Origin of the sequence: Bradyrhizobium sp. USDA 336 (assembly GCF_044908355.1) — a bacterium.
Lineage (GTDB): Bacteria > Pseudomonadota > Alphaproteobacteria > Rhizobiales > Xanthobacteraceae > Bradyrhizobium > Bradyrhizobium yuanmingense.
This window is the reverse complement of record NZ_JBIYDC010000002.1, coordinates 7952164-7963882: the sequence shown is the minus strand read 5'-3', so window position 1 is coordinate 7963882 and position 11719 is coordinate 7952164. Positions and strand designations below refer to the sequence as shown.

The window sequence follows — 11719 nt, the reverse complement described above, 5'->3', positions numbered from 1 at the left end:
GATTTGCATGAATATGCCTATTATGCGAGAAGTGTCAATCGACGAATCGGGTTCTTTGCCTGGTCCCGCGCCAGTTCGCCCCCGGAGCCGATCCTGGAACCTATTGTTAGCTTTGGAGAATTCGGGAATGACGGTCGAACTGGAAAAATTGCCGCGGCCGGGGGGGCGGCTGAAAATTCAAAAGCGGGCCGATCTCGTCACCGAAGAGATCAAGCAGCTGATCACCCAGAAGAACCTTCGTCCGGGCGACAAGCTTCCCATGGAGAAGGAGCTTCAGCGGCTGTTTTCGGTCAGCAAGAGCACGATCCGCGAGGCTCTTAAGTCCCTCGAGGTGCAGGGACTGATCACCATCAGCACCGGGCCGACCGGCGGGGCGACGATCATGGAGGTCCCGCTCGAGCGCACCTTTCAGCTGTTGCAGAACTATCTGTTCTTCAAGGAAGTCAGCATGGAGGACATCTATGCGGCGCGGCGCTTGCTGGAGCCGGAACTAGCTGCCGGCTCGGTCCCATTTCTGTCGAACGAGCAGCTCGACGCGCTGGAGCACAACATCGAAACGTGCCAGCCTACCTCGCAGGAGCCGTCTCTTCTGGTTCGTCAACGCCAGGCGGATCTCGACTTTCACGACATCCTGGCTGCAGCAAACCCCAATCCCTTCCTGCGCTTCGCATGCGAGCTGATCAACGAGATGCTCCGTCGGCTGGTTGTCTTCAGCACCCAGACGCCTCCGGAAGAGCACACGCGATTTGGATGCGCCAACGTCAAGATTCACACGGAGATCGCCAAGGCCGCCCGTGCACGCGACAGCGAGCGCGTGCGCGCGCTCATGAAGGCGCATATGGAGGAAGCTTCGGAATACGTGAAGCGGTTGGATGGCCGTCTCGACGGCCGACTGATCCTAGACTCGGAAATGGCGCCGCGCCCGCGACCACTGTCCTGAAGCGCGGCCTGTTCCGCCACGATTGCACCGGCGCGAGCTTGCGCGAGCATTGCGTCTGGACAGTCCTGTGAGCCTGTTCTTCTGCCCGATCTAGCAACCGCATGATTGGCTCGCTTTGCTTCCGAGAGACCTCAGCAGATAGGTGACTGCGGTTCACCGATGCTTGCAAAGTTCTCATTTGTCGGCCAGTTCCGCCTCGACGCAGACTAGCCCCAAAGTCAACGCTCTCAAGCGTTTTGGGGAGGATCCGTGCTTCTACAACGCCAACTGGCGTCCATTCAGGTTGCGGGCAACAAGCCCGGACCCGCGATGCGCCTGCACCGCAAATCCTCGACATAGATGAATTTGTTTCTCTCGGCAGGTCGCCGCCGACAGCGTCCGTTCACGCCGGCGGCTGGCTAACCGGGCAGGGATCACGTGAGAAACGCTCCGGAGCCGGCTCTGCCGGACTCCGGACGTCCAAGAGAGGAGGAGGAAGGGATGAAGTTCAGGACGTTTCTCGGCGCGGCCGCTCTGCTAGCGCTGGCTGCAGGTTCAGCGCCGGCTGCCGACAAGGATGCAGCCGACACAGCGGTGGAAGCCGCGAAGAAGTACGCGGGTACAACGATCAGCATCGTCTGGGAGGCCGGTCTTCAGTCTCTGGACCCGCTGAACTATTCCGGGCCGCAATGGGAGAAGCTCACCGGCATCAAGGTGAAGGTGGTCGAAGTGCCGACCGACCAGATGTTCACCAAGATCATGCAGGATTTCAAATCGGGCGCCGGAGCGTACGACGCGCTGAACGTCATCCCATCTTGGATGCCGGATCTTGCACGCGCCGGGGCGCTCGAGCCCCTCGACAAGTATGTCGACAAGTTCGGCTACCGCGACGAGCTGCAGGACATCGCGGCCGCCTATCGGGACAACCAGATGCAGTATAACGGGAAGATCTACGGCTTTCCGGACGACGGCGACGTGATGCTGCTCTACTACCGGAAGGACATCTTCGAGGATCCGAAGATGAAGGACGAGTTCAAGGCCAAGTTCGCCTACGAGCTCGCGCCGCCAAAGGACTGGAAACAATTCGGCGAAATCGGCCAGTTCATCACCGACAAAATGGCGCCGAAAGTCTACGGCGCGGGCTTCTTCCGTACCGCGCCCTATCCGCAATACATGTTCCAGGAACGCTTCCGCATGGAAGGTGGCAAGTTCTTCAACGCGGACACCATGAAGGCCGCGGTGAATGGCGACGTCGGCCTCAAGGTGTTCAAGCAGATGCTGGCGGAAAACAAGTTCATGCCGCCCGGCGTGGAGCAGTGGAATTTCGTCGACAATCTCGCCGCATTCCTTCAGGGCACGACTGCCATGACGATCTCCTGGCCGCCCTACGGCCGCTGGGCCGCGGGCTATGGCTCGGGCGAGGAAGCACTGAAGTGGGTGCCAAAATCGCAGGTCGCCGGCAAGGTCGGCTATGCGCTCACGCCTCTCGGCCGTCCCGAGCTCGGCGTCGGCTTCGACTTGTCGGTGTCGGCCACCAGCAAGAACAAGGAGGCCGCGTATCTCTTCATCCAGTGGCTGAACAGCAAGAAGACCAGCCTCGCGCGCGTCCAGCTCCCCTATACGCTGCGCGATCCGTTCCGCCTCTCCCACTACGCGAGCGAAAAATACCGCGGGCTCTGGCCTGATGCTGCCGCCTATCTCGACACCATCAAGACCTCGGGCGAGAAGGGCCTGCTCGATCTCTCACTGCTGCAACAGGACAAGTACGACGAGGCGATGACCAAGGCGATCTCGAGCCTGTGGGCGGGCGAAGATCCCAAGGCCATTCTCGATCGCATGGCACAACAATTCGACGCGATCACCGCGAAGGTCGGCATCGAGAACCAGAAAGCCGTCTACAAGGTCTGGGCCGCAAAGCCCGGCGCCTACCCGCAATAACTGACTGGATACCGCACGAGAGGCATCGCCCTCCCGTGCGGTGCCGTTTTCCGGACTGATGATGACACTTTCCGCAAGTCTCAACGCTGCCGAGCAGCGCCACCCCAGCCGCTTCGGGCGCATGCTCGAGGACCGCCTGCCCTATCTCATCGTCGCGCCGGCCATTCTGATCCTCCTCCTAGTCGGCCTGTTTCCCCTGGTCTACTCGCTGATCGTGAGCTTCCAGCGCATCACGATGACCGAGAACGACACCTCCTTTGTCGGCTTGTTGAACTATGCGGAGCTGTTCACGGATACCCGCCTCTGGGCCTCGCTCGGTCATACCGCCATCATCACGGCGATCGCCCTCCCCCTCGAGTTGCTGATCGGTTTCCTGATGGCACAGCTTTTCATCGACCGCATGCCAGGTCGACAGATCTTCGTCGCGCTGCTGGTGCTTCCGACGGTGATCTCTCCGATCGTCGCGGGCGCGACCTGGCGTCTGATGTTCGACGTCCGCTTCGGACCGATTGGCCAGATTCTGAGTTTCTTCGCCGGCGAGCAAGTGCGGATCCTTTGGACCGTCAATCCCGCCTTCGTCTATCCGGCGATCATCATCTGCGAGGTCTGGCAGTGGTCGCCGTTCATGTTCCTGCTGCTGCTCGCCGCGCTGTCGAACGTGGACCAGTCGCAGCTCGAGGCTGCCGAGATCGATGGGGCATCGTACCTTCGGGTACTTCGCGCGATCGTTCTGCCGGCGATCGCGCCAGTGATCGCCGTCGCCTGCCTGATCCGCGGCCTCGATCTGGTTCGCATCTTCGACATCATCTGGGCCCTCACCGAAGGCGGGCCGGGCTCGATGACCGAGACCATTTCGCTCTACACCTATGTGCAGGGCTTCTCGCAATTCGAGATCAGCTACACGGCCGCGATTTCCTTCCTGGTGATTGCGTTGCTGACGCTGATCACGACCCTGGTCCTCAAGCGCATGGAGCTTGCGCGATGAGGATCGGCAGGCTTCCGGCCAGAAAAACCCGTATTCTCGCCGTCCGCTATCTCGGCGCCTGCGTCGTGACCCTGCTGTTCCTGTTTCCAGTTTACTGGCTGTTCATGATTTCGTTCAAGACAGCGGACGAGATCTATCACGTCCCGCCCTTGTGGATTCCCGGACAGATCCAGTTCTCAAACTATTACGTCTTGCTCAAAGATGGCGACGTCCTGGCGATCCTGAACAGCCTGATCGTCGCCGGCGTCAGCTCCGGCATAGCAATCGTTCTCGGGACGCTCTGCGCCTACAGCCTCGCCAGGTTCGGCACCGGCGGCGAGAACCTCGCGATGTGGATCATCTCCCAGCGCATGATCCCACCGATTGCGGTCGTCTTCCCGATCTTCCTGATCTACGTGTATTTCGGCCTCGTCGACAGCTATTTCGGGCTGATCCTGCTCTACACGGCCTTCAATCTTCCCTACGTGATCTGGATGATGCGCGGCTACATCGTCGACGTGCCGCTGGAGCTCGAGGAAAGCGCTCTCGTCGACGGCCTCAATCGATGGGAGGTGATCTGGAAGGTCGTCTTCCCGATGGTTCGCCCCGGCCTCATGGCGACGTCGGTCTTCACCTTCGTGTTCGCCTGGAACGACTTTCTGTTCGCACTCGTGCTCACGCGCACCGAGGTCATCACCTTTCCGGTCATGCTGACGCACTATTTCGGCGGCCAATCGAATTTCTGGGCGAAGATCGCGGCGATGTCGGTCCTGGGGACGTTGCCGATCTTCGTCGCGGTCTCGGTGATGCAGCGCTATCTCGTGCGCGGCATCTCGCTGGGCGCAGTCAAGGGTTAGGGAGAGCGGAGTGGCTGACGTCAAGCTGTCCGGAGTACACAAATATTACGGCAACGTGCATGCAGTCAGGGGAGTTGATCTCACCATCGCCGATGGCGAATTCGCCGTGCTGGTGGGGCCGTCCGGCTGTGGCAAGAGTACTCTGTTGCGAACCATCGCCGGCCTCGAGGATCCGGATGGTGGAACGATCACCATCGGCGGCGCGGTGGTCAACGATCTGCGCCCGCGCGAGCGCAATATTGCGATGGTGTTTCAGAACTATGCGCTCTACCCTTATCTGACCGTCAGCGAGAACATCGCCTTCGGTCTGCGCGCGCGCAAGACTCCCGAGATCGAGATCAGGAAGCGGGTCGGTGAAGCCGCCGAGATGCTCGGCATCGGCAATCTCCTCCAGCGCTATCCGCGGCAGCTCTCCGGAGGACAGCGTCAGCGCGTCGCCATCGGCCGCGCCATCGTCCGCAAGGCCGACCTGTTCCTGTTCGACGAGCCGCTCTCGAATCTCGACGCTCAGTTGCGTGACGAGATGCGCACCGAGATCAAGCGCCTACATCACGAGATCACGACGACCATGATCTACGTTACCCATGACCAGGTCGAGGCGATGACGCTGGCCGACCGCATCGTGTTGCTGCGCGAGGGACAGATCGAGCAGCAAGGCGCTCCGCTCGAGCTGTTCGAGCAGCCGCGCACGGGGTTCGTTGCCGGCTTTCTCGGCTCTCCCTCGATCAACCTCATCCCCGCGACCCTCAAGACAAACGGCCGCGACGCCGCAGTGGTGTTTCAGTCCGGCGGTGAACTGACGCTTCCGAGCGCGAAGGCGAGGCCGCTGGCCAGTATGGATAGGCGAGAGATTCTCGTCGGCATTCGGCCCCAGCACTTCAGTCGGGCCGGCGGGCCGTTGCGCGAAGGCGCGGTCTCCTATTCGGCCACTGCCGATCTCATTCAGCCGACGGGAACACGCACCTTCACCACCATCAAGATCGGCGGCGTCGATGCGGTTGCCGAGCTGCAGGCCCACGACGTCAGCAGCCATGGCGAGCAGGTCGACCTCGCCATCGACCTCAATCGCGTGGTGCTGATCGATCCGACCAGCGGCCTGGTCATCGCATAACGAGAGCAACATTCGAGAACGGGAGGGATGAATGGCGTCGAGACTGTTTGCAACGGGAATTGGCGCGCCGGAGGGTCCGGTGTGCCTGCCCGACGGCTCGATGTATGTCACGGAGATGTCCGCCTCGACCCTTTGCGTCACGCGGCTCGATCCTCGCGGCAATCGCCGCGTGATCCGAACGACGGGTGGCCGTCCGAATGGACTGACGACGGATGGCCACGGCCGCATCTGGATCGCGGAAGCTGGTTTGCGGGCCCTGATCTGCATCGACGAGGGCGGAAACGAGATCCGGCGCATGCAGGGCGAAGGCGCGGAGCGCTTTCTGTTTCCGAACGACCTCTGCTTTGGTCCGAACGGATTGCTGTACATGACCGACTCCGGAATGGCCGCCGAGGATTTCATCAACGGCCAGGCCTTCGTCGACGGTTATATGGACTTCGACTGGGACGGCCGTGTGTATGAGATCGATCCGGCAGCCATGAAGATGCTCCGCGTGCTCGATCGCAAGATCCGCTTCACCAACGGCATTGCCTTCGGCCCCGACAACCACCTCTACGCCAACGCGTCCTTCACCGGCGAGATCTATCGATATGACGTGCTCGGCGAGGCAGCGCCAAAACGCGTCGTCTTCGGAAACGTCCTGCAGCCGGATTCCAATCCGGACTTCAAAGGGCCGGACGGGATGGCCTTCGGAACGGACGGCCGGCTCTATTGCACGGTCTACAACCAGAAGAACGTTACGGTGCTCGACCGGCGGGGTGAGGTCGCCGATCGTCTGGTCCTGGATGGAGCCCAGCCGACGAATTGCGCCTTTACGCTCGAGGGCAGAAAGCTACGGGTGACGGAGGTCGGCAAGGGCCAGGTCGAGGAGATCGATATGCCCTGTGACGGCCTGCCGTTGCATTTGCCGAAATTCGCCTGACGGGATGCCCGCGCGATGTTTTCCGCGAGGGCGCCTCGCCCGTTATCAAAGGAAGCCGATCGATAGCCAGGGCACGGCGGCAACAATCAGCGTGCCGATCAGGAGCGCGATCATATAGCCCACGATCGGCTTCATGCCCTCGTCCGGATTTATGCGGCTGATGGCGCAGGCCGCGTAATAACCGACGCCGAACGGCGGCGCGAACAGGCCGATGCCCATGGCGAGAACGACGACCATCGCGTAGTGGACGTCGTTTACTCCGACCTGCCGCGCGATCGGGAACAGCAACGGACCGAATAAGACGATCGCCGGAATTCCCTCCAGAACACTGCCGAGGATCACGAAGGTCACGATCGTCACGGCCAGGAAGACGGGAACACCTCCGGGAAGGCTGGTCATGAACTTTGCCAGAGATGCGGAAAATCCCGACTGAGTCAGCGCCCAGGCCATGCCTGTCGCCGCGCCGATGATAAGCAGAATCGCCCCTGATAGGGAGGCTGTCTCGACCAGCATCGGATAGATGCGACGCCAGTCGAACTGGCGGTAGATGAACAGACCCGCGCAGACCGAATACAGGATGCCGATCGTCGAGACTTCCGTTGCCGTCGCAACGCCCTCGACGACCGCCGTGCGGATCACGAACGGCAGTGCGATAGCAGGTATCGCGATCACAAAGGCCCGCCCGATTTGCCGGCCGGTAGCCCGTTTGACGTGAGACAGGTCTTCGCGGCGGTATCGCCACCAGACCACGGCCGCGAGCATGACCGCGAGCACCACGCCCGGGAGCAACCCGCCAGTGAAGAGCGCCGAGATCGACACACCGGTCACCGAGCCGATCGTGATCAGGACCAGCGAGGGCGGGATCGTTTCGGTCTGCGCGCCGGTTGCCGCCAGAAGCGCAACGAGGTCGCCCGGCTTGGCCCCGCGCTGCCGCATCTCGGGAAACAGGACCGGAGCCACCGCAGCCATGTCGGCCGCTTTGGACCCAGAAATGCCCGAGACCAGATACATCGCTCCCACCAGCACGTAGTGCAGTCCGCCACGCACGTGGCCCAGCAGGCTCGCCAGGAAGCCGACCATGGCGCGCGCCATGCCCGTCATCTCGATCAGGAGGCCAAGAAAGACGAAGAGCGGCACGGCGAGCAGGATCAGGTGGCTCATGCCCTCGTCCATCCGTCCGATCACCACCACGTCAGGCGTACTGGTCGTCAGGGCGAGATAGCCGACCGTGGCGAGGCCGAATGCGAACGCGATTGGTACGGCTGCGAAGACCATCGCGCCGACCACGAACACGAAGAAGATCAAGAGATTCAGATTGCCTAGCGGCTTCAAAACGGGAGCGAGCAGAACGAACGCCCCGATGATGCCTGTGACCATTGCGACCGAAGCTAGCAAGCTGCGCAGGCTCGCGATGCGGATGAGTCGGAGGACCGCTGCGATCAGCATCAGTCCGATCCCAACCGGCAATGCTGCCGCACGCCAGCTGTTGACGATCTCAAGCGCCGGCGTCGTCACAAAGGCTTCGTCGGCCGCGAATTCGTAGGCCGGCCAGACCACTAGCACGAGAAAGGCCAGCGATGCTGCGGCCGCCACGACATCCAGGAATGCGCGAACTTCCGCACTGAGGACGCCGACGATGGCGGTCATCCGCATATGCTCGCCGCGCTGAAACGCGATCACCGATCCGAGCATGGCGAGCCAGAGGAAGAGAATGCCGGCAAGCTCGTCAGACCAGACGATCGGCGAGCGGAACACATATCTGCTCACAATCCCCGCGGACAGCACCGCGATTTCCGCGAGCACGAGCAGTGCTGCAGGTACAGCGACGATATGACCGAGCATACTGTTCGCCGCGACCACCCAGCGGCGCGAACCCGCTTGAGACGCACCGGTCGCCATACCGGCATCGACGTGGGGCGTATGGCTCACGCTGGTCATGATAACTGGCCCGCGGCTTTTTCGAGCTGCGACCATGCCTCCTCGCCAAACTTGGCTTTCCAGTCGGCGTAGAAGCTGGTCTTCGCCAGGGCCTGGCGGAAGGCGGCGCGATCGACGTCGATGAATTTGAGGCCCTTGGCCGAGAGATCGTTGCGCAGCGACTGGCTGAGCTTCGCGATGTCGGCACGCTGATCGACGGCGGAGCGGTCGAGCTCGCGCGTCACGATCTCCTGCACGTCCTTGGGCAGGCGCTCGAAGGCGCGCTTGTTGCCGAGGATCCAGTAGCCATCCCAGACGTGCCCCGTTAGACTGCACGTGCTCTGCACCTCATAGAGGCGCGCGGTCGCGATGATGGGCAACGGATTCTCCTGGCCATCGACGACCTTGGTTTGCAGCGCGGAATAGACCTCGTTGAAGTTGATCGGCGTCGGGCCGGCGCCGAGCGCCTTGAAGAGCGAAGTGAGCAGCGGCGCGGGCGGAACGCGGATCTGGAAATTCTTCAGATCATCCGGGGTGCGCACCTCGCGGCCGGACGAGGTCACCTGGCGGAAGCCGTTGTCCCAGGCCTTCGAGACCGCCATGATCGGTGTCTTGGCGATCAGCGCCCGGATGTAGGTGCCGAGGTCGCCGTCCATCGCCTTCCACACGCTGTCGTAGTCGGTGAACGCGAACCCGGTGTTCACGATGCCCGCGCTCGGCACCAGAGTGGCGAGGATCGAGGAGGATTGATTGAAGAACTCGACGCCGCCGCTGCGAACCTGGGTCAGCAGCTCGGTGTCGGACCCGAGCTGATTGGCCGGGAACAGCCTGATCTCCAGCCGGCCGCTGGTTGCTTCGCGGATGCGGTCGATCGCCTCTTGCGCGCGGACGTTCACCGGATGGGTCGCGTCCTGTCCGGTTGCGAACTTGTAGACGAACTCGGCGGCAGACGCTGGACGGGTCAGAATCGCGCAGAGAGGTACGGCGCTCGCCCCCACCAATAGCGAACGGCGGCTGATGCGTCCGAGCTTCGAGACAGTCATGTTTTCCTCCTGATCCTGTATTGACGTTGTGCGGCTGCATGAGCCTGCGCTGGCTTTCAGCTCTCCGGGCTCTTCGACCGCCCGCATTCGGGCAACAGCCATCGCTCGCCCACCGCAACATGCAGCGGGCGGAACTCTTCACTCGGATTCGGCGTGACTGGCGCTTAGTGCTGGTGCGCTAAAGCCACTGCTTGATCTGCCTTGCGACCTCGGCGGTGGAGATCCCGTAGCGGTCGTGCAGCGTCGGAAGTGCGCCGGCGTCAAGAAATTCGTCCGGCAATGCGATCTGGCGGAACGGCGGATGGATGCCTGAACGCAGCAGGAGTGCGGCAACCGCCTCGCCGAGACCGCCAATCGTCGTGTGGTTTTCGGCGACGACGACCAAGCGGCCTGACTTGCCGGCTTCACGCAGTATCGTCTCGGCGTCGAGCGGCTTGATGGTCGGAACATGGAGCACCGCAGCATCGACGCGGTCGTTCTTCAGAGTTTGCAAAGCCTCGAGCGCACGCATGGTCATGATGCCGGATGAGATGATTAGAACATCCTTCCCGTCACGAACCAGCTTGGCTTTGCCGAGCTCGAACTTGTAGTCGTATTCATCCAGCACGACCGGCACCTGGCCTCGCAGCAGGCGCATGTAGACCGGCCCCTGATGCGCCGCGATCGCGGGCACCAGCTGCTCGATTTCATGAGCATCGCAGGGATCGATGACCGTCATGTTCGGCATCGCGCGAAACAGCGCGAGATCCTCTGCGGCTTGATGACTCGGGCCATACCCCGACGTCAGGCCGGGCAACGCGCAGACGATCTTCACGTTGCGGTCTTCCTCCGCGATCGTCTGATGGATGAAGTCGTAGGCGCGGCGCGAAGCGAAGACCGCGTATGTGGTTGCGAATGGCATGAAGCCTTCGGCGGCAAGACCGGAGGCCGCCCCGAACAGAAGCTGCTCGGCCATGCCCATCTGATAATAGCGGTCCGGAAATTCCTTCGCGAAGATGTGCAGGTCGGTGTATTTGCCAAGATCGGCCGTCATGCCGACCACATCGGGACGGCTGCGCGCGAGCTCGACGAGCGCGTGTCCAAACGGCGCCGGCTTCGTCTTCTGCCCCTCCGCCGCGATCGAAGCGATCATGGCTGAGGTCGTCAGGCGCGGCTTGCCCGGCTGGGGTGCTGATCTGACGGTCTTCATGCCTGCCTCCCGGCTTCCAGCGCGGCCAGCGCGAGCTGCCATTCGTGCTGCTCGACCCGGATGAAATGGTTCTTTTCGCGCTGCTCCAGGAAAGGAACACCCTTGCCCATCAGCGTGTCGGCGACGATCATGCGCGGCTTGGGCGCTGGGTGAGACTTGGCGGCATCGAATGCCGCAACCACGGCATCGAGATCATTGCCGTCGATCCGCTGCACAAACCAGCCGAAAGCCTGAAGCTTCTCGACCAGCGGCTCGAACGCCATCACCTGCGTCGAAGGACCGTCCGCCTGCTGATTGTTGACGTCGACGATGCCGATCAGATTATCGAGCCTGTAATGGCCCGCCGACTGGATGGCTTCCCAGACCGAGCCCTCGTCGAGCTCGCCGTCGGAGAACAACGTGTACACCCGCGCCTCGGATTTCTTGCGCTTGAGCCCCAGGCCCATGCCGACGGCGATACTGAGCCCAAGCCCGAGCGAGCCGCCCGACATTTCCATTCCGGGCGTGTAGGACGCCATGCCAGACATCGGCAGGCGGCTCTCGTCGCTGCCATAGGTTTCGAGCTCGTCCTCGGGGACGATCCCCGCCTCGATCAAAGCCGCATAAAGCGCGATGGCGTAGTGCCCGTTTGATAACAGGAAGCGGTCGCGGTCTTCCCAGGAGGGATCTTCCGGCCGGTAGCGCATTGCGTGAAAATAGGCCACGGCAAGGACGTCGGAGATGTCCAGCGCCTGTGCGATATAGCCTTGCCCCTGGACCTCGCCCATGCGCAGCGCATTGCGGCGAATGTTATAGGCGCGGTCCGTCAGCTTGGGCGTGTTGGTCAGCGTTTCCATCGATCTGGACCTTGTCTTGCTGG

Annotated in this window: 10 protein-coding genes; 6 read left to right on the top strand and 4 right to left on the bottom strand. The window is 62.1% G+C overall.

Features of this window, described 5'->3' with window-relative positions:
- Window positions 1-31: 31 nt before the first annotated feature.
- The 6 genes from ABIA45_RS37960 to ABIA45_RS37935 all read left to right on the top strand — a co-directional run bounded on the left by ABIA45_RS37960 (window position 32) and on the right by ABIA45_RS37935 (window position 6711).
- On the top strand, window positions 32-940 hold the full coding sequence (locus ABIA45_RS37960; protein ID WP_404655433.1) for a FadR/GntR family transcriptional regulator: 909 nt from the start codon (window positions 32-34) through the stop codon (window positions 938-940).
- Between the two features lie 480 nt (window positions 941-1420).
- Complete coding sequence (locus ABIA45_RS37955; RefSeq protein WP_036008375.1) at window positions 1421-2857, top strand: sugar ABC transporter substrate-binding protein; 1437 nt, start codon at window positions 1421-1423, stop codon at window positions 2855-2857.
- 61 nt (window positions 2858-2918) lie between these two features.
- Window positions 2919-3842: a carbohydrate ABC transporter permease gene (locus ABIA45_RS37950; RefSeq protein WP_404655431.1), complete on the top strand. Its 924-nt coding sequence runs from the start codon at window positions 2919-2921 to the stop codon at window positions 3840-3842.
- The gene (locus ABIA45_RS37945) at window positions 3839-4678 is read left to right on the top strand and encodes a carbohydrate ABC transporter permease (RefSeq protein ID WP_051056940.1); all 840 of its coding nucleotides are present in this window, start codon (window positions 3839-3841) and stop codon (window positions 4676-4678) included. The genes ABIA45_RS37950 and ABIA45_RS37945 overlap by 4 nt, the downstream gene beginning before the upstream one ends.
- A 10-nt stretch (window positions 4679-4688) precedes the next feature.
- Window positions 4689-5789 (top strand): ABC transporter ATP-binding protein, encoded by a 1101-nt coding sequence (locus ABIA45_RS37940; protein WP_036008379.1) that lies wholly within the window; start codon window positions 4689-4691, stop codon window positions 5787-5789.
- Between the two features lie 31 nt (window positions 5790-5820).
- Window positions 5821-6711, top strand: coding sequence for an SMP-30/gluconolactonase/LRE family protein (locus tag ABIA45_RS37935; protein ID WP_036008381.1), 891 nt, complete (start codon window positions 5821-5823; stop codon window positions 6709-6711).
- Window positions 6712-6756: 45 nt separating this feature from the next.
- Here the strand turns inward: ABIA45_RS37935 and ABIA45_RS37930 are convergent, their stop codons facing one another.
- From ABIA45_RS37930 to ABIA45_RS37915, 4 genes are all read right to left on the bottom strand, one after another.
- Window positions 6757-8649: a TRAP transporter large permease subunit gene (locus tag ABIA45_RS37930; RefSeq protein WP_036008384.1), complete on the bottom strand. Its 1893-nt coding sequence runs from the start codon at window positions 8647-8649 to the stop codon at window positions 6757-6759.
- Window positions 8646-9671 carry a TRAP transporter substrate-binding protein gene (locus tag ABIA45_RS37925; RefSeq protein ID WP_036008387.1) on the bottom strand — a complete coding sequence of 342 codons (1026 nt, stop codon included), beginning with the start codon at window positions 9669-9671 and terminating at the stop codon, window positions 8646-8648. Before ABIA45_RS37925 ends, ABIA45_RS37930 begins: the two co-directional genes overlap by 4 nt.
- A 178-nt stretch (window positions 9672-9849) precedes the next feature.
- On the bottom strand, window positions 9850-10860 hold the full coding sequence (locus ABIA45_RS37920) for a transketolase family protein (RefSeq protein WP_193374973.1): 1011 nt from the start codon (window positions 10858-10860) through the stop codon (window positions 9850-9852).
- Window positions 10857-11696: a transketolase gene (locus ABIA45_RS37915; RefSeq protein WP_036008392.1), complete on the bottom strand. Its 840-nt coding sequence runs from the start codon at window positions 11694-11696 to the stop codon at window positions 10857-10859. Before ABIA45_RS37915 ends, ABIA45_RS37920 begins: the two co-directional genes overlap by 4 nt.
- Window positions 11697-11719: the final 23 nt, after the last annotated feature.

What these genes read in the sequence shown, in the direction of transcription:
- ABIA45_RS37935 (WP_036008381.1), top strand. Translation starts at nt 5,821, where the DNA reads ATGGCGTCGAGACTGTTTGCAACGGGAATTGGCGCGCCGGAGGGTCCG.
- ABIA45_RS37945 (WP_051056940.1), top strand. Translation starts at nt 3,839, where the DNA reads ATGAGGATCGGCAGGCTTCCGGCCAGAAAAACCCGTATTCTCGCCGTC.
- ABIA45_RS37915 (WP_036008392.1), bottom strand. Translation starts at nt 11,696, where the DNA reads ATGGAAACGCTGACCAACACGCCCAAGCTGACGGACCGCGCCTATAAC.
- ABIA45_RS37920 (WP_193374973.1), bottom strand. Translation starts at nt 10,860, where the DNA reads ATGAAGACCGTCAGATCAGCACCCCAGCCGGGCAAGCCGCGCCTGACG.
- ABIA45_RS37925 (WP_036008387.1), bottom strand. Translation starts at nt 9,671, where the DNA reads ATGACTGTCTCGAAGCTCGGACGCATCAGCCGCCGTTCGCTATTGGTG.
- ABIA45_RS37955 (WP_036008375.1), top strand. Translation starts at nt 1,421, where the DNA reads ATGAAGTTCAGGACGTTTCTCGGCGCGGCCGCTCTGCTAGCGCTGGCT.
- ABIA45_RS37930 (WP_036008384.1), bottom strand. Translation starts at nt 8,649, where the DNA reads ATGACCAGCGTGAGCCATACGCCCCACGTCGATGCCGGTATGGCGACC.
- ABIA45_RS37950 (WP_404655431.1), top strand. Translation starts at nt 2,919, where the DNA reads ATGACACTTTCCGCAAGTCTCAACGCTGCCGAGCAGCGCCACCCCAGC.